The following is an 18,613-nucleotide window of genomic DNA, read 5'->3' on the forward strand; positions in this document are numbered from 1 at the left end:
TATATTTAAATTAAAAATTTTTCTTTATGTTTAAAAATATAATCAAAAATTTTTCTTGTTATATATCCTATTGAAATATTACTATTTTCTATAATAATTGTAATAGCTATTTTAGGGTCTTCAAAAGGAGCAAAAGCTATTATAAGCTTATGATCTCTTAATTTTTTTTTGATGCTTTTAATATTATATTTTTTTATGTTTTTTAAATTAAAAACTTGAGCAGTTCCTGTCTTTGCAGCTATATGATAATTTGCTGAAGAAAAATATTTATACATAGTACCTTTTTTTTTATTAGCTACATTATACATTCCTAATTTTACTATATTCCAATATTTTATTGGTAAATCTATTACTTTTTTATCTTTAGGTGGTAAATAGTAATAAAACATATTATTTAATTTTCGTTTTTGATAAATATGTAGAGTTTTACTAATACCATTATTTATTAAAATAGTTAATGCATTATGTATTTGTATAGGTGTTGCATTCCAATAACTTTGTCCTATTCCAACTAAAATGGTATCTCCTAAATACCAGGGTAGTTGTATATTATTAAATTTCCATTTTTTTGTTGGCATATTACCTGATTTTTCATCAAATAAATCAATATTAGTTAATTTACCATAACCAAATTTAGTCATCCATTGATGAATTTTATTAATACCTATATTATAGGATAATTGATAAAAAAAAGAATCAGATGATTCTTGTATAGCTTTTATAATATTTAAATATCCATGACCATTTTTTTTCCAATCTTTATAAATTTGATGAATTTTAGGTATTTTCCACCATCCAGGATCAAATAAAATTGTATTTTCATTTATTAAATTAAAATTTAAAGCAATTAAAGATAAATATGGTTTTACAGTAGAAGCAGGAGGATATATTCCTTGAATAGCTCTATTAACTAATGGATGATTATGATTTTTTAATAAAATATTTAAATTATTATTTTTGACATTACTCATAAATAAATTAGGATCATAACTAGGTGTTGAAACCATCGCTAAAATATTACCATTTTTTGGATTACTAACAATAACAACACCTTTAATATTAGTCATTAATGAATAAATATATTTTTGTAAAAAAAAATCAATTGTTAAAAAAATATCACTTCCTGTATATGCATTTTTTTTACAAATTTTGTATTTATATTCACCTTGATTATTTGTAGCAATTTTTTGATAACCTACAGTACCATATAATAAATTTTCATAATATTTTTCAATACCATTAACTCCTATTGGATGATTTTTAATATATTTTTTTATAAGATTTGTATTTTTAAAAAAAATACTTTTTTTATTATCATATAATTTAACATAACCTATTACATGAGAAAATATCCTACCATGAGGATAAAAACGTTTTTGAAAAGATACTAAAGATATTTCAGGAAATTTATATTTATTTACTAAAAATTTTGATTTTTGTACTTGACTTAAATTAAATTTTAATATTATTGATTTATAGTTATTATTTTTAATTTTTTTATTTATAATATTGATAATATTATATTTACTATTTTTTAATTTCAAAATTTTTTGTAAATTTATAATTTTTTGAAAAAAAATATTAGTGTTATTAGGTTTTATTTTTAAACGATAAAAAATTAAATTTTTAGCTAAAACTATACCATTTCTATCATAAATTAATCCTCTATTTGGAACTAAAAAAAAAAATTAGTATAATTTAATTCTGCCTGTAATTTATATTTTTTATAAGATTTAATTTGTAAGTAATATAAATTATATATTAAAATAATCATTAATATGAAAAATATTTTTATTAAAAATTTTGTTCTTTGTAAAAAAACTTTTGATTTTATTTCTTTTTTTTTTAAAAAATTATAATTAATATTCATTAGTAATTTATAACCTATAATATTTTAAATATTTTATGAAAATAATAAAGCTAATCTTTCTAAATCAATCCAAAAATATTTTTCTATATAATTATTTATTATAAAACTTTTAATATTTATTTCAATTTCTAATAATAATTTAATTATTAAATATAATTTTTTATAATTTAATTTTTTTAATGATGTTTTAAAAAAACCAATTTTTTTTATAGAAATTATTTTATTTTGTTTAAAAATTGTATTTAAAGAACATTTTTTTAAATTTCTATATATTTTTAAAATTAAAAAAATATTTTTTTGTAATTGATATAATATTAAAAATGGATTTTGTTGAGTATATTTCATATATTTAATTATATTAATACTATTTTCTATATCTCCTTTTAAAAGAGAATTAATTAAATTACTTTCTTTTATAAGAACAAAATTACTAATATTATTTAATATAATTAACAAAGAAGAATAATTACTATTTTTTTTTTGTAAAGAAATATTTTTTATAACTTGATTTAGTAAAATTAAATTATCAGAAAAATAATTTTTTAATAAATGACAAATATTATTATTAATAGGTAAATTAAATTTTTGAAAACAATAATTAATCCAATTAACTAATTTTATATTATTTAACTTATTACATTTTATAAAAATAGAAAATTTATTATTTATAATATTCTTTATTATTTTTTCTGTATATAAATTTATATTATTATGAATTTCTATAATTAATATATTATTATTATTTGTTAAATTTATTAAAAATATTAAATTTTTTATATATTTAATAAATATATTTTTATCTAAAAATATTAAATGTATAATTTGTTTTTTACAAAAAAAATCATTTGTAGAAAATTTAAAAAAAACATATTTCCAATCAAAATTATTATCTACAATAATAACATTATTTTTAACAAATTTTAATTTTAGAAATTTATATAATAATAAATTTATATTTTTTTTTATAAAAAATAATTCATCACCAGCTATAATATAGCAAAAATATTTTTTATCATAAATTTTTTTATAGAAAGTATTAAATAATATTTTACTCATTTTTTATTGAAAATTAATTTTAAAATTAATAAAAATTTATATTTTTTTTGTTACTATATTAAATATTTTATATGGAATATAAATTGTTTTTATGACTGTAATATCTTTCAAAAATTTAGATATTTTGTTATGTAATAAAATATATTTTTGAATATTATTTTCTTTTTTTTTATATTTTAATGGAACTTCAAGATTATATTTTTTTTTACCATTAATTTGAATTACAATATTAAAAGTATCAAATAATTTAGTATCAATATTTTCAATTATAGGCCATGATTCATAATCTATATTAGTCTTATTTTCTATATGTTTCCATAATACAAAACAAAAATGTGGTGTAAATGGATACAAAATTTTTAATACTATTAATAATCCATTATAAATAATTAAATAATCTATTTTATTAGATATTTTATATTTAATAATTTTATTAACTAAAGACATTATAGATGATATAGTTGTATTAAAAATTTGATATTTTTCAAAATTATTTGTTGCTTTTATAATAGTATTATTTATATAATTTTTTATTATTAATTGTTTTTTATTATATTTAGTAAACATATAATATTTTTCATAAATTCTTTTATAATTATAATTTAATTTTTTATATTGATAAATAAATCTCCATAATTTTTTTAAAAATTTAAACATTCCGTTAATTCCTGATTCTTTCCATTCTAAGGACATAGTTGGAGGAGCAGCAAACATAATAAAAAGACGTAAGGTATCAGCCCCATATTTTCGAATAATATCTTGAGGATCAATACCATTATTTTTAGATTTAGACATTTTTATCATACCATTATAAATTAATTTTCTTCCTTTTTTATCAAAAATATTTGTATTATTATTATTTTTTTTAGAAATAACATTTTTAGATGAAACCCAATGGTATTGATTATTTTTATCTATATAATAATAAGAATCAGCTAAAACCATTCCTTGACATAGTAATTTTTTTACTGGTTCATCTGTGTCTAATAATCCTATATCTCTCATTAATTTATGAAAAAAACGAAAATATAATAAATGCATTGTTGCATGTTCTATGCCACCAATATATTGATCGATAGGCAACCAATATTTTGCTTTTTTTTTATCTAACATATTATTACTGTCATGAGGACATGTATATCTTGCGTAATACCATGAAGATTCAATAAAAGTATCAAAAGTATCAGTTTCTATTTGTCCAATTATTCCATCTTTATTATATTGAAACCATTTTAAATTTTTTCTAATTTTTTCATTATAATTTTCTTCTATATTTTTATTAAAAAATTTTTTAGGAAAAATTAGAGGTAAATCTTTTTTTTTAAAAGGTATAAAATTACCATCATTTTTTATAATAATAGGAATAGGAGTTCCCCATAATCGTTGTCTTGAAATACTCCAATCTTTTAAGTGATAATATTTTTTATAAAAAGCAATTTTTTTTTTCACTAAATCATTAAATAATAATTTATTATTAACTTTATTATTTTTATCAGAATTTAACATTTTATTTTTATTTATAATTAAAATATTACATTTTTCTGCTAATAATAAATCTATTTTATTATATTGAGGAATGCCAATAGTAGCATTAATTTCATGAATTTTAGATAAATAATTTACTATTATTATTGGTATTTTTTTTTTTGTAAAAATATTTACAGCAAATAATAAACTATTTATACATTTTATTTGAATAGGTAAAGATAATTTTTTTTCATTAGAAAATGAAAATTTACATTTTTGAATAAATTTTTTAATTTCTTTGTTCTTAATTAATTTTTCACATATAGGATGATTATATAAAATTTTTATAAAATTAATATTTATACATTGATATTTTAATTCCAAAAAAACATTAAGTTTTAAATTAGTATTAAATATTTTAAAAAAAATTTCTATTCCTTCTATTTTACCTATCCAATTTTTTTGCATATTTTTAACTTGATTAGGCCAATTTTCTAATTTTTTTAAATAATTTAATAATTCTTCAGAATAAGAAGTAATTTTTAAAAACCATTGTTTAATCCACTTTTTTTTAATAAAACTATGACATCTCCAACAAGAATTATTTACAACTTGTTCATTAGCTAATATTGTTTTATCTGTAGGACACCAATTTATTAAAGATTTTTTTTTATATGCTAATCCTAATTTATATAATTTTAAAAAAAACCATTGTTCCCAACGATAATATTCAGGATCACATGTTGTAATTTCTCTATTCCAATCAAAACTAAATCCTAATAATTTTAGTTGTTTTTTCATGTATAAAATATTATTTTTAGTCCAAATTTTAGGAGAAACATTATTATTATAAGCTGCTATTTCGGCAGGTAAACCAAAAGCATCCCATCCAATTGGATGTAAAACATTTTTACCTAACATACGTTGATATCTAGCAATAACATCTCCTATAGTATAATTACGAACATGACCCATATGTAATTTACCAGATGGATATGGTAACATTGATAAACAGTAAAATTTTTTTTTATTATAATTTTCTGTTACTTTAAAAGTATTTTTTAAATCCCATTGTTTTTGAACGTAAGATTCTATTTCTTTAGGAAAATATTCTTTTTTCATATAAAAAAATTTCCGAATTTATTATTTTTAAAATTATTAAAAAATAATAAAATATTTTTTATAAAAATAATTTATTATTATATATTGTAATTTTATTAAAAATTTTTTATAAATATGGATTTTTATGTCCAAGTAATTTAAGTATATTAATTTCTTTTAATTCCATTAAATTTGCTTCATAAAAATTTTTATGCTTATATTTTAATAAATGTAAAACTGAATGTATAATAATATGAGTATAATGTAATTTAAATGTTTTTTTTTGTAAAATAGATTCATATTCAATAATTTCTTTACATAAAATAATATCTCCTAATAATGTTTTTTTTAAAAAATTATTTTCTAATAAAAAAGATAAAACATTAGTTGGTTTAGATATTTTTAAATATTTTTTATTAAGTTTTTGTATAATATTTTTTTTTACTATAGAAATAGTTATTTCAACTTTTTTAATGTTTTTTTTTGTAAAAATTATATTTAACCAATAAAAAATTTCATTTTTTGTTGGTAAATTATTATTATTTTTACAATAATTATAATAATTTAAAATAATATTTGATCTCATAAAATCCTAAATAAATTAATTTTTACAAACAGAAATAAATTTTGCGTATAAAGAGTATAAATAAGAATCAATAATTTTTACATTTACAAATTCACCAATACAATTGTAATCGTTTGTAAAAAAAACAGTTCTATTATTTTCTGTTTTTCCAAAATATTGATTATTTTGAGTAGATATACCTTCTACTAATACAATTTGTATTGTATTTATCATTTTTAAACTAAATTTTTTAGTTTGTTGTTTTAAATAATATTGTAATAAATGTAATCTTTCTTTTTTTTCATTTATACTTATATTATCTTTCATTTTACTAGCTGGAGTTCCAGGTCTAGCAGAATAAATAAAACTAAAACTCATATCTAAATCAATATCTAAAATTAATGAGATAGTATCATAAAAATCTTTTTTAGTTTCACTAGGAAAACCGATAATAAAATCTGAGCTAATTTGAATATTAGGTCTAATATTTTTAAGTTTATTTATAATTTGAATATATTCATTAACATTATATCTTCTTTTCATTAAAGAAAGAATTCGATCGGATCCACTTTGTACTGGTAAATGTAAAAAACTTACTAGTTGAGGAATTTTTTTGTATATATTTATTAAATCATCAGAAAAATTTTGAGGATGACTTGTAGTAAATCTAATTCTTTTAATATTTTTTATTTTAGATATCATTTTTAATAATTTAGTAAAATTACAATAATCTTGTTTTATAATATTTCTATAATTATAGGAATTAACATTTTGTCCAAGTAAATGTATTTCTTTAACTCCTTGTAATGATAAATTTTTAATTTCTAAAATTATATCTTTATAAGGTCTACTTATTTCTTTTCCTCTAGTATAAGGAACTATACAATATGTACAATATTTATTACAACCTTCCATAATTGTAACAAAAGAACTTACATTTTTTGTTTTGGTTAAAGGAAAAGATTTAAATTTTTCAATTTTTGGAAAACTTATATCAATTAAATATTTTTTAAACTTACGAACTTTATATATCATTTTAGGTAATCTATGAAAAGTTTGGGGACCAAAAATAATATCTATATAATATGCTCTTTTTAATATTTTTTCTCCTTCTTGTGAAGCGACACAACCTCCAACTCCAATTATAATTTCTGGATTATTTTTTTTTAAATTTTTCCATCTTCCTAATTGATGAAATAATTTTTCTTGTGCTTTTTCTCTAATAGAACATGTATTTAATATTAAAATATTAGCATTTTGAACTGATTTAGTAATTTTACAATTTAATTCTTTTTTCATAATATCAATAATCTTTGAAGAGTCATATTCATTCATTTGACAGCCCCAAGTTTTGATATATAATTTATTATTTAGCATAATTAGATTACAAAAATTATTTTTATAAAAAAAACTGAATAAAAGTAATAATGTTAAATTATTCTGGGGTACCTGGATTTGAACCAGGGATGCCGGTATCAAAAACCGGTGCCTTAACCACTTGGCTATACCCCATATTTTGCGGAAGACGAGACTCGAACTCGTATTATCCTAAAAAATAGCCAGAACCTAAATCTGGTGCGTCTACCAATATTTCCGCCACTTCCGCAGAAATAATTTCTATAGCTACGATGGGAGTTGAACCCATGACCTCAGCTTTATGAGTGCTGTGCTCTAACCAAACTGAGCTACGTAGCTAAACAATTATTATTATATTATGTAAATAATTAAGTATAACGTCAACTAATTTATTTATAAAAATTAATATTTTAAATTAAAATTAATAAAAGGAATAAATATAAAATGTATAATTATTATAAAAATAATTTTATTTTTCGAATTATAGATAATGATATAAAAAAAAAAAAATATGATATGATTTGTACAAGATTTCCTCCTGAACCTAATGGATACTTACATATAGGTCATATAAAATCTATTTATTTAAATTTTTTAATAGCTAAACATTATAAAGGAAAATGTTTTTTGAGAATTGATGATACTAATCCTTCTACAGAAAATATCCAATATATTAAATCTATTATCAAAGATTTAAAATGGTTGGGATTTAAATGGGATGAAGAAATTAAGTATTCTTCAAATTATTTTAATTTAATGTATAAATATGCTATAGAATTAATAAATAAAAATTTAGCTTATGTTGATCAATTAAATATTAATGATATTAAAAATTATAGGGGTACATTAAAAATACCAGGGGAAAATAGTCCGTATAGAAATCGTTCAAAACAAGAAAATTTAGAGTTATTTGAAAAAATGCGATTAGGTTATTTTCATGAAGGTAGTATGTCTTTACGTGCTAAAATTAATATGCAATCAAAAATAATTGTAATGAGAGATCCTGTATTATATAGAATCAAGTTTAAAAAACATCACCAAACTAATAAAAAATGGTGTATATATCCTACTTATGATTTTAGTCATTGTATTTCAGATGCAATAGAAGGTATTACACACTCTTTATGTACATTAGAATTTCAAGATAACAGATTATTATATGATTGGATACTAAATAATATTAGTATAGGATTTCATCCTAAACAATATGAATTTTCTAAATTACAAATAGAATATAATATTACTTCAAAAAGAAAAATTAATTTATTAATCAAAAAAAAAATTGTAAATAGTTGGAGTGATCCTCGTTTATTAACTATTTCTGGATTAAGAAAAAAAGGATATACTCCTTCTTCTTTAAAAGAATTTTGTTATCGTATAGGTGTAACAAAACAAAATAATATTATTGAAAAATCTTTTTTAGAATATTGTATAAAATTTAAATTAAATAAGATAGTTCCTAGAACTATGGCAATTTTACGACCTTTAAAAATAATTATTAGTAATTTTCCTCCAGGACAAAAAATAAAATTATCTATACCTAATCATCCTAATAATTTAAATATGGGATATAAAAATATTTATTTTACAAAAGAAATATATATAGATGTTTTAGATTTTTCTGAAAAAAAAAAAAAAAATTATAAAAGACTTATTTTAGGGGGAAAAGTACGATTAAGATATGCTTTTGTAATTAAAGCAAATAAAATTATTAAAGATAAATATGGAAATATTCTTTATATTGATTGCAATTATTATAAAGATACATTAGGAATAAAAATTAAAAAAAAACAAGAAATCAAAGGAATTATACATTGGATATCTTGTTCTTACTCACTTTCAGCATATTTTTATTTATATGATATTTTATTTATAAAAAAAAATATTAATAATTCTGATGATATTTTTTCTATTTTAAATAAAAAATCATTATTAATATATAATGGTTTCATAGAAAAAAATTTACTAAAAGAAAACAAAAATAAACATTTTCAATTTGAAAGAGAAGGATATTTTTATTTAAATAAAAAATATAAAAATAAAATTATTTTTAATAGAATTGTGTCATTAAAAAAAAATAATTAATTTTAAAAAAATAAAATCAATTATATTAATATAATTGATTTTATAATTTTATTTTTTTAATTCTTTAGATATTTGTTTAGTCCATGTTATAATACGTGAATTTGTTAATTCTGGTTGTCTGTCTTCATCTATAGTTAATCCTAAAAAATAATTTTTATTTTTTAAACTTTTAGTACTATAAAAGTTATAACCTTTAGTAGGCCAATATCCTATAATTTGTGCTTTATTTTTTTTTGTTATATCATAAATAATTTTTATTGCATCACAAAAATAATCTCCATAATCTTCTTGATCACCACAACCAAATAAACTTATAATTTTATTTTTAAAATTAATTTGTTGTAAGATAGGTAAAAAATCATCCCAATCGCATTGAACTTCTCCATAATACCATGTTGGTATTCCAAATAATATAATATTATATTTTTCAATATCTTTTTTTTCTGTTTGAGAAATATTGAATACTGATGAAATTTGATTTCCCAATTGTTTTTGTATTTTCAATGCAACATTTTCTGTATTACCTGTATCACTACCAAAAAAAATACCTATTTTTGACATTTTTTATTATTTTTTCTCCAATGAATATTATCTATAAAAAAATTTTAAAATAAAATGAAAAATTAATTTTTCATTTTCAATATATAATAAATGACCAACATTAGGAATATTATAAATTTTAGCAAAAGGAAATTGACGAAATATATCATTATAATATATAAAATTTATATAATTAGATAATTCAGCTTTTAAGAAAAAAATATTTCCATTCCATTGAGGAATTATATTCCAATCTAATATTTTTTTATATTCTTTTTTTAAAATTTTTAAGTTAAATTTCCATTTTCCATTTTTAAATGATTTTAATAATATATTTATTATATACATATTTTTAATATGTGATTTCATTATTTGAAAAATTTTTTTTCTAGTTAAAATATTTTTTTGATATATTATATCAAATACAGTAAAAATATTATTATCATAATATTTATATTTAATAGGAGCAATATCTAATATCACAATAAATTTTATTTTATGAGGTATCAATTGAGTAAGTTTCATTGCTATTTTACCACCCATAGAATGTCCTATAATAATAAGATTATCTTTAATATTTAAAAAATCTAAAGTATCTAAAACATCTTGAGACAAAAAAATATAATCCATTTTTCTTCTATGAGAAATTGATAGGCCATGATTTCTTATATCTAATAATATAATCTTATATTTTAAATATTTATTTAAAAATTTTCCCATTACATATAAACTTTTTTTATTACCAAATAATCCATGAAGTATAATAACTGTATATTTACTTTTAATAAATAAGTTACTATATGGAATAATTAAATAACTTAAAATCATATAAAATAAACTCATTGTAAATATAATTTTTATTATATATATAAATTTAAAAAATTGATTTTTAATAAATTTTAAATTTATGATATAATTTTTTTATTAAAAAAATTTGATGTTTAAAAATATTATTTATTTTAAAGTTCACATTTTATTATATAAAAAATAATATGTCTATTATGAAAAATATTAATCCTACAAAAACTATTTCTTGGAAAAATTTACAAAATCATATAAAAGAAATTAAAAATATTACTCTTCATCATCTTTTTAAACAAGATAAAAATAGATTTAAAAATTTTTCAATTAATTTCGAGAATAATATTCTTTTTGATTATTCAAAAAATATAATAAATAAAAATACAATGAAATTCTTAATTAGTTTAGCAAAAGAAACTAATTGTATTAATGCTATTAATGCATTATTTTATGGTAAAAAAATTAATGTTACAGAACAACGTTCAGTATTACATATAGCAACAAGAAGTAACAATTTTTTATTAAAAAATACGAAAATACATAATAATATAAATTTTATTTTACAAAAAATAAAAAATATTTCTGATGATATTATTTCAAAAAAATGGAAAGGTTATACAAATAAAAAAATTAAAAATATTATAAATATAGGTATAGGTGGATCAGAATTAGGACCATTAATGGTTACAGAATCATTAAAATCATATAAAAATAACTTAAATCTATTTTTTTTATCTAATATTGATTCTGATCAATTAGTAGAGATTATAAAAAAAATAAAACTAGAAGAAAGTTTATTTATTATTGTATCAAAAACCTTTACCACACAAGAAACAATAACAAATGCTTCAAGTATAAAAAAATGGTTTATGAAAAATATTATTACAAACATAAATAAAAATTTAATACTATTAAAACATTTTATTGCTGTAACAAATAATATTAATGCTGCAATAAATTTTGGTATTAATAAAAATAATATTTTACCATTATTATCTGAAATAGGAGGACGTTTTTCTTTATGGTCTTCTGTTGGATTATCCATTTCTTTATCTATTGGATTTCATAATTTTAAAAAATTATTAAAAGGAGCTAATAAAATGGATAATCATTTTTTTTATACTCCTATAAATAATAATATTCCTATTATTATGGCATTAATCAGTATTTGGTATAGTAATTTTTGGAATACAGAAACAGAAGCAATAATACCTTATTCTTATAATATGCGTTTTTTCCCACAATATTTACAACAACTATGTATGGAATCTAATGGTAAATCTATAGATAGAAATGGAAATAAAATAAAATACCAAACAAGTCCCATAATATGGGGAGATATTGGTACTAATGGACAACATTCTTTTTTTCAAATGTTACATCAAGGAACTAAATTAATACCATGTGATTTTATAGCTTCAGTAAGTAATTTAAATAATTTTTTTAAAGAACATCATAATAAATTAATTTCAAATTTTATTGCACAAACTAAAGCATTAGCATTTGGTAATACTAATAATAAATATATATTACAAGAAAACATATATAAATATTGTTTTGGTAATCATCCAAGTAATTCTATTTTTTTAAGAAAAATTAATCCTTATAATTTAGGATCATTAATTTCTTATTATGAACATAAAATTTTTGTACAAGGAGTAATATTAAATATTTTTTCTTTTGATCAATGGGGTGTTGAACTTGGTAAAAAAGTAACTAATATTTTATTAAATAATATTAGCCAAGAAATAAAGAAAATAAATAAATATGATAGTTCAACTAATGGATTAATAAATTTTTATAAATCTTTTAGTTAATTTTTATTAATTAAAAATCAATAAATAAAATTTATTTAATTAATAAAAATAAAAAGTAATGTTTTATAATATATATATTTTTTTATTTGAAGGTATTATTATAAATACAATTTAAATATTATTAATAATAATATTTATATATTTTACTAATTAAATAAAATTTTTTAAAAAAATTTTTACTAAATTTTATATATCTTTTTTTATAATTTTATTATTTTTAAATTTAAAATTAAGATTTTTATATGATCTTTTAAATTTAGGTATTAAAATAAAATTTATTTTTTTATTTAAAATCCTAATATTAGGATATTGAATAATATTTTTTTTAATTTTTGAATTTAATTCAATAGTACTATAACTAGTAAATAATTTAATATTACCAATATTATTACTATTAATATTAAATTCATTAATAATTGCTCCTACAATATGACGAACTTCTACCTTATCTTTTTTCCCTATATTAATACGATATATATCCATATAATTTTTTATTTTTTTATATTTTTTTATATAATTATTTTTAACAAAATTTGATTTTTTATAAAATTTTTTTCTTATATTATAAGAAGGATCAGGAGGTAAAATTAGAGGTCTTTTTTCCTGTGCCATTTTTAATAAAATAGTCATTAATGTTTCTTGATTTACATCAATTCGAATTAGTATTTTTGATAAAATATCTTTATATTTTTTTAAATTAATATTATTTACTTCCTTTTGTACTTTTGTAATAAATTTTTCTAATCTTTTTTGACATAAAATTTTTGAATTTGGTAATACTATTTCTCTAATATTACATTTAATTCTACGTTCAATATTTTTAAGTAATCTTTTTTCTCTGTATTCAATAAATGTTAAAGATTTACCTTGTCTACCTGCTCTTCCTGTTCTACCTATACGATGAATATATGATTCTATATCCATAGGAAAATCATAATTTATGACTAGATTAATTTTGTCAACATCTAAACCTCTTGCAGCAATATCTGTAGCAATTAAAATTTTTAATTTTCCATTTCTAAATTTTTCTAAAGTTTGTTCTCTATTACTTTGTTTCATATCACCATTTAATGGTGCACTATCGTAACCAAATTGTTTTAGTATATCTGATATTTCAATTGTAGATGTTTTCATTTTAACAAATATTAAAACTGCATCAAAATTTTCAGTTTCTAAAAATTTCATTAAAGCATCTATTTTTTTACCATATATTATCCAATAAGTTTGTTTAATATCAGGGATGGTTTTAATATTTGTTTTTATAAATATTTCATATGGATGTATCATAAATTTTTTGGTTATATTTTTTATTCTTTGTGGCATTGTTGCTGAAAATAATGAAGTTTGATATCCTTTAGGTATTGTTGATAATATTTTTTCTACATCTTCAATAAAACCCATTCTTAACATTTCATCAGCTTCATCTATAACTAAACTACGTAACTTAGTTAAATTAACAGTTTTTTTTTTTATATGATCTAATAAACGTCCTGGAGTAGCTATAATAATTTGTACTCCTAAACGTAAATTTTTTAATTGTATATGATATGACTGTCCTCCATATAATGGAGCAATATTTACACCATGAATATATTTTGCAAAAATTAATGTAGCTTCTGCTACTTGTATCGCTAATTCTCTTGTAGGTGTTAAAATTAATACTTGTGTTGCTTTTATAGATAAATTTAAATTATTTAATAATGGTAATATAAATGCTGCAGTTTTGCCACTTCCTGTTTGTGCTATTCCTAATACATCTTTACCTGTTAATAAATAAGGAATGCATTTTTTTTGTATAGGAGAAGGTTTTAAGTAACCTGTATTATTTAATGATTTTAAAAGAAACTTATTTAAACCAAATTTTGCGAAAGTAATATTAGTCATTCATTATGTTCCTTAATAGATTTAAAAAAAAGATTAATATTTTATTTTAATAAATAAAATAATTATAAATATTTAAATTGTAATTATGTTTAAAATAAACATAATTACAAATATTAATAATTAATTTTAATAAATTACTACATTAATTATTATTTATATTTTGAAAATGTTATTTAAATTAATCTTTTATACAAAATAAAAATTAAATTTTTTTACTAACATTTTTATTAGCAGCTTTTATACTTAATCTGATTCGTCCCTGTTTGTCAATTTCCATAACTTTTACAAATACATTTTGTAATAATTTTAAATAATCACTAACTTTATTTACATGTTTATTAGCTATTTGAGAAATATGTACTAATCCTTCTTTTCTATTACCTATAGAAATAAATGCTCCAAAATCAACAATACGAATAACTTTACCATTATAGATTTTTCCAATTATTATATCTGCTGTAATTTCTTCTATACGACGAATTGCAAATTGAATTTGTTCATTATTTTTAGCTGCTATTTTTATAACTCCATTATCTTCTATTTCAATAATTGTATCAGTTTCTTCTGTTAAAGCTCTAATAACAGAACCTCCTTTACCTATCATATCTTTAATTTTTTCTGGATTAATTTTAATGGTATGAATTCTTGGTGCAAATTCTGAAATATTTTTTCTAGGAAAACAAATAGCTTGTTTCATTATTTTTAAAATATGTAATCTAGCTAATTTTGCTTGTGCTAAAGCTAATTTCATAATTTTATAGGTTATACCTTCTATTTTCATATCCATTTGTAATGAAGTAATACCTTTTTCAGTACCTGCAACTTTAAAATCCATATCACCTAAATGATCTTCATCACCTAAAATATCTGATAATATTATAAAATTTTTATTTTCTTTAATTAATCCCATTGCTATTCCAGCAACAGCATTTTTTATAGGAATACCTGCATCCATCATAGCTAAAGAAGCACCACATACTGAAGCCATTGAAGAAGAACCATTTGATTCTGTTATCTCTGATACAATTCTTATTGTATATGGAAAATTATTTATATCAGGCATTACTGGGATTAATGATTTTTTTGCTAGATTACCATGACCAATTTCACGTCTTTTAGGATTACTAATAATCCCAATTTCACCAACAGAATAAGAAGGAAAATTATAATGAAATAAAAAATTATCTATTTTATTATTATTAATTAAATTATCTAAAGATTGAGCATCTCTAGTAGTACCTAATGTTGCTGTTACTAAAGCTTGTGTTTCTCCACGTGTAAATAAAGCTGAACCATGTGTTCTAGGAAGAATTCCTATACGTACATCTAAATTACGGATCATATCATGTTCACGACCATCAATTCTAAGATTTTTATTAATAATATTTTTTCTTACTATTTTCTTTTCTAATTCATAAAAAATTTCATTTATATGATTAATAGATATATTTTCATATTCTTTTTCTTCCTTTAGTAATTCAATAATTTTTAATTTAATTAAATCAATTTGATTAATTCTATTCTGCTTCTCTTTAATACTATATGCGTTTATTAAATCTTTTTGTGATAAAAAAATGATTTTTTGTTTAAGATTTTTATTTATAGGATATAATGTCCATTCTTTATCTTTTTTTTTAACTTTATTAGATAAATGAATAATATTATCAATTAATTTTTGTTGTTTATTATGACCATATATTATTGCATTTAAAATTTGTTCTTCAGTTAATAAATTAGATTTTGCTTCTACCATTAAAATAGCTTTTTTTGTACCAGTAACAATTAAATCTAATTCACTATTTTTCATCTCTTTTATACTAGGATTTAATATATATTTTTTATTAATATAACCAACACGAGCAGTTCCAAATATTCCATTAAAAGGAATTCCAGATAAATTTAAAACAATAGATGCTCCAATAATAGCTACAATATCCGGATTAATATCAGGATTTAAAGACATAACAGTAGCAATTATTTGTACTTCATTTAAAAAACCTTTTTTAAATAATGGCCTTATAGGACGATCTATTAAACGAGAAATTAATATTTCTCCTTCACTAGGACGTCCTTCTCTACGAAAAAAATTACCAGGAATACGCCCAGCAGCATATGATTTTTCTTGATAGTATACTGATAATGGGAAAAAATTTTGTTCTGGTATTACTTTTTTATCTACTACCATTGTTACAAAAACAGCTGTATCATCAATACTAATCATTACTGCTGATGTTGCTTGTCTAGCTATCATTCCTGTTTCAATAGTTACAGTATTATTACCGTAACGAAATCTATGAATAATGGGATTTAACAAAATAAATATCCTTTAAAAAAATTTAATATTAAGAATTTAAACTTTTAAAAATTTATAAATAATATTAAAAATATATTTATTTTTTTAATCCTAAATCTTTAATTAATATGTTAAAATCATGTAATTTTTTTTTTTTAAAATAATTTAATAATTTTCGACGTTGTGATATCATATGCAATAATCCTCTACGACTATGATGATCTTTTTTATGTAAATTAAAATGTTTATGCAAATAATTAATTTTAAATGTTAGTAAAGCTATTTGTATTTTTGTTGATCCTTTATCTTTATTATTTATTTTATATTTTTCTATGATTTTTTCTTTTTTTTCTTTATTAAAATACATAATTAAACTCCAATAAATTATTTATTAATTAAAATAATTATAAAATTTTTAAATGAAATTTATTAATTTATATTTTGTTATATAACCTTCATTATTAATTTGACAAACACCTATAAGGTTATAAGAATTATCTTCGAATATACGAAATATTTTGTATTTTTTTACTAAAGGAAAGATTTTTATTTTTTTCCCATTTTTAATATTATTTATTAAAGTAAATGATAAATACAATTTAGGTAAATAATTTATCATGTAATTAATTGGTAATAATAATTTATCTATTAAAAAAATATTTAATTTATTATTTTTATAATTTTTAATTAAAATATTTAACTGTTCAATAGTTATAACATTTTTGTGTAAAATAGAAATGTGAGATATTTGTATTCTACGTAATTTTATTATATGTGCTCCACAATTTAATTTATCTCCTAATTCATCAATAATACTACGTATGTACGTCCCTTTAGAACAATTAATTTTTAATTTAATTTTATTTTTATAAAATTTTAATAACTTAATTTCATAGATTATGATTTTTCTTTTTTTCAAATGAGAAAAATTAATTCCTAATCTAGCATATTTATACAGAGGTATACCTTTATATTTAATAGCAGAATACATAGGAGGAATTTGTGTATTTTCTCCTTTAAAAAAATTTATTTTTTTAATAATATTTTCTTTATTTACATAAATATTTCTTTTCTTAATAAGAACACCATCTTTATCGGCAGTATTAGTTTTTTCACCTAACAATGCCGTAACTATATAAATTTTATTTTTATTTATTAAATAACTACTAAATTTAGTATATTCTCCTAAACAAATCGGCAGTAAACCACTTGCTAGTGGATCTAATGTTCCTGTATGACCTGCTTTTTTTGCTCTAAAAATAATTTTAATATATTGAAGAAGTTTATTTGATGTATAACCTATAGATTTATCAAGTAATAATAAACCATTTATATTACGTTTCTTTATTTTTTTAGACATATATTAATATTTATATTATAATTTTACTTATATAATTAAGTATTTTTTTTAATTTTACTTAAAATATCATTAATATATTTTCCTTTTTTTAAAGAAAAATCTAAAAAAAATTTAATTTTTGGTATTTTTCGTAAATTAATTTTATTTTTAAGAATATATCTAATATATTCTGTAATATTATTTAAATGGTAAAGTGAATTTTGTTTATTATTTATTTTTTCTTCTTTATATGGTAATACTATAAAAATTTTTGCATATGAAAAATCTTTTGATATTAATATATCAGTAACAGTAATAAATTTATTAATTCTTATGTCATTAATATTATTTTGTAATATTTTTGCTATTTGTTTTTTTAATTCATATGAAATACGTAAATTACGGTACAAAAAACCCCCATTTTAATATTTAATAATAT

General features: G+C 18.7%; 14 protein-coding genes, 3 tRNA genes and 1 pseudogene. 2 read left to right on the forward strand and 16 right to left on the reverse strand.

Annotation, left to right across the window (positions count from 1 at the left end):
• Positions 1 to 5 precede the first annotated feature (5 nt).
• The 9 genes and pseudogenes from mrdA to GJT89_RS01480 all read right to left on the reverse strand — a co-directional run.
• Positions 6 to 1,661: pseudogene (mrdA, locus tag GJT89_RS01440) on the reverse strand (penicillin-binding protein 2); the annotation flags it as partial.
• A 14-nt stretch (positions 1,662 to 1,675) separates the two neighbouring features.
• Positions 1,676 to 1,870, reverse strand: coding sequence for a hypothetical protein (locus GJT89_RS01445; protein WP_168894773.1), 195 nt, complete (start codon positions 1,868 to 1,870; stop codon positions 1,676 to 1,678).
• 33 nt (positions 1,871 to 1,903) lie between these two features.
• Positions 1,904 to 2,926 carry a DNA polymerase III subunit delta gene (holA, locus tag GJT89_RS01450; RefSeq protein ID WP_168894774.1) on the reverse strand — a complete coding sequence of 341 codons (1,023 nt, stop codon included), beginning with the start codon at positions 2,924 to 2,926 and terminating at the stop codon, positions 1,904 to 1,906.
• Positions 2,927 to 2,962: 36 nt separating this feature from the next.
• On the reverse strand, positions 2,963 to 5,515 hold the full coding sequence (gene leuS, locus GJT89_RS01455) for a leucine--tRNA ligase (protein WP_168894775.1): 2,553 nt from the start codon (positions 5,513 to 5,515) through the stop codon (positions 2,963 to 2,965).
• Between the two features lie 106 nt (positions 5,516 to 5,621).
• Positions 5,622 to 6,080 (reverse strand): rRNA maturation RNase YbeY, encoded by a 459-nt coding sequence (gene ybeY, locus GJT89_RS01460; RefSeq protein WP_168894776.1) that lies wholly within the window; start codon positions 6,078 to 6,080, stop codon positions 5,622 to 5,624.
• A 15-nt stretch (positions 6,081 to 6,095) separates the two neighbouring features.
• The gene (gene miaB, locus GJT89_RS01465) at positions 6,096 to 7,436 is read right to left on the reverse strand and encodes a tRNA (N6-isopentenyl adenosine(37)-C2)-methylthiotransferase MiaB (RefSeq protein ID WP_168894777.1); all 1,341 of its coding nucleotides are present in this window, start codon (positions 7,434 to 7,436) and stop codon (positions 6,096 to 6,098) included.
• A 63-nt stretch (positions 7,437 to 7,499) separates the two neighbouring features.
• Positions 7,500 to 7,571 (reverse strand) — tRNA-Gln (locus GJT89_RS01470).
• Between the two features lie 5 nt (positions 7,572 to 7,576).
• A tRNA-Leu gene (locus tag GJT89_RS01475) sits at positions 7,577 to 7,665 on the reverse strand.
• Positions 7,666 to 7,679: 14 nt separating this feature from the next.
• Positions 7,680 to 7,754: transfer RNA gene (locus tag GJT89_RS01480), tRNA-Met, on the reverse strand.
• Positions 7,755 to 7,859: 105 nt separating this feature from the next.
• Here GJT89_RS01480 and glnS point away from each other — a divergent pair.
• On the forward strand, positions 7,860 to 9,500 hold the full coding sequence (gene glnS, locus GJT89_RS01485; RefSeq protein WP_168894778.1) for a glutamine--tRNA ligase: 1,641 nt from the start codon (positions 7,860 to 7,862) through the stop codon (positions 9,498 to 9,500).
• Positions 9,501 to 9,548: 48 nt separating this feature from the next.
• Here glnS and fldA read toward each other — a convergent pair whose 3' ends face one another.
• Together fldA and GJT89_RS01495 are read right to left on the reverse strand one after the other, a co-directional pair.
• Positions 9,549 to 10,061: a flavodoxin FldA gene (gene fldA, locus GJT89_RS01490; protein ID WP_168894779.1), complete on the reverse strand. Its 513-nt coding sequence runs from the start codon at positions 10,059 to 10,061 to the stop codon at positions 9,549 to 9,551.
• Between the two features lie 27 nt (positions 10,062 to 10,088).
• Positions 10,089 to 10,868 carry an alpha/beta fold hydrolase gene (locus GJT89_RS01495; protein ID WP_168894780.1) on the reverse strand — a complete coding sequence of 260 codons (780 nt, stop codon included), beginning with the start codon at positions 10,866 to 10,868 and terminating at the stop codon, positions 10,089 to 10,091.
• A gap of 173 nt (positions 10,869 to 11,041) precedes the next feature.
• On the opposite strand from GJT89_RS01495, the gene pgi reads away from it, so the two are divergent.
• Complete coding sequence (gene pgi, locus GJT89_RS01500; protein ID WP_168894916.1) at positions 11,042 to 12,658, forward strand: glucose-6-phosphate isomerase; 1,617 nt, start codon at positions 11,042 to 11,044, stop codon at positions 12,656 to 12,658.
• Positions 12,659 to 12,844: 186 nt separating this feature from the next.
• Here the strand turns inward: pgi and GJT89_RS01505 are convergent, their stop codons facing one another.
• From GJT89_RS01505 to rbfA, 5 genes are all read right to left on the reverse strand, one after another.
• Positions 12,845 to 14,542: a DEAD/DEAH box helicase gene (locus tag GJT89_RS01505; protein ID WP_168894781.1), complete on the reverse strand. Its 1,698-nt coding sequence runs from the start codon at positions 14,540 to 14,542 to the stop codon at positions 12,845 to 12,847.
• A gap of 202 nt (positions 14,543 to 14,744) precedes the next feature.
• Entirely contained in the window at positions 14,745 to 16,856 is a 2,112-nt protein-coding gene (gene pnp / locus GJT89_RS01510) for a polyribonucleotide nucleotidyltransferase (RefSeq protein ID WP_168894782.1), read from the reverse strand.
• Between the two features lie 76 nt (positions 16,857 to 16,932).
• Complete coding sequence (rpsO, locus tag GJT89_RS01515; protein ID WP_168894783.1) at positions 16,933 to 17,202, reverse strand: 30S ribosomal protein S15; 270 nt, start codon at positions 17,200 to 17,202, stop codon at positions 16,933 to 16,935.
• 48 nt (positions 17,203 to 17,250) lie between these two features.
• A complete protein-coding gene (gene truB / locus GJT89_RS01520) occupies positions 17,251 to 18,195 on the reverse strand; it encodes a tRNA pseudouridine(55) synthase TruB (RefSeq protein WP_168894784.1) in 945 nt (314 codons plus the stop codon).
• A gap of 35 nt (positions 18,196 to 18,230) precedes the next feature.
• Positions 18,231 to 18,584, reverse strand: a complete 354-nt coding sequence (gene rbfA, locus GJT89_RS01525) for a 30S ribosome-binding factor RbfA (protein WP_168894785.1) — start codon at positions 18,582 to 18,584, stop codon at positions 18,231 to 18,233.
• Positions 18,585 to 18,613: the final 29 nt, after the last annotated feature.

Source organism: Enterobacteriaceae endosymbiont of Donacia versicolorea (genome assembly GCF_012570965.1).
Lineage (GTDB): Bacteria > Pseudomonadota > Gammaproteobacteria > Enterobacterales > Enterobacteriaceae.

What these genes read in the sequence shown, in the direction of transcription:
- miaB (WP_168894777.1), bottom strand. Translation starts at nt 7,436, where the DNA reads ATGCTAAATAATAAATTATATATCAAAACTTGGGGCTGTCAAATGAAT.
- rpsO (WP_168894783.1), bottom strand. Translation starts at nt 17,202, where the DNA reads ATGTATTTTAATAAAGAAAAAAAAGAAAAAATCATAGAAAAATATAAA.
- holA (WP_168894774.1), bottom strand. Translation starts at nt 2,926, where the DNA reads ATGAGTAAAATATTATTTAATACTTTCTATAAAAAAATTTATGATAAA.
- fldA (WP_168894779.1), bottom strand. Translation starts at nt 10,061, where the DNA reads ATGTCAAAAATAGGTATTTTTTTTGGTAGTGATACAGGTAATACAGAA.
- GJT89_RS01505 (WP_168894781.1), bottom strand. Translation starts at nt 14,542, where the DNA reads ATGACTAATATTACTTTCGCAAAATTTGGTTTAAATAAGTTTCTTTTA.
- leuS (WP_168894775.1), bottom strand. Translation starts at nt 5,515, where the DNA reads ATGAAAAAAGAATATTTTCCTAAAGAAATAGAATCTTACGTTCAAAAA.
- ybeY (WP_168894776.1), bottom strand. Translation starts at nt 6,080, where the DNA reads ATGAGATCAAATATTATTTTAAATTATTATAATTATTGTAAAAATAAT.
- GJT89_RS01495 (WP_168894780.1), bottom strand. Translation starts at nt 10,868, where the DNA reads ATGATTTTAAGTTATTTAATTATTCCATATAGTAACTTATTTATTAAA.
- pgi (WP_168894916.1), top strand. Translation starts at nt 11,042, where the DNA reads ATGAAAAATATTAATCCTACAAAAACTATTTCTTGGAAAAATTTACAA.
- GJT89_RS01445 (WP_168894773.1), bottom strand. Translation starts at nt 1,870, where the DNA reads ATGAATATTAATTATAATTTTTTAAAAAAAAAAGAAATAAAATCAAAA.
- glnS (WP_168894778.1), top strand. Translation starts at nt 7,860, where the DNA reads ATGTATAATTATTATAAAAATAATTTTATTTTTCGAATTATAGATAAT.
- truB (WP_168894784.1), bottom strand. Translation starts at nt 18,195, where the DNA reads ATGTCTAAAAAAATAAAGAAACGTAATATAAATGGTTTATTATTACTT.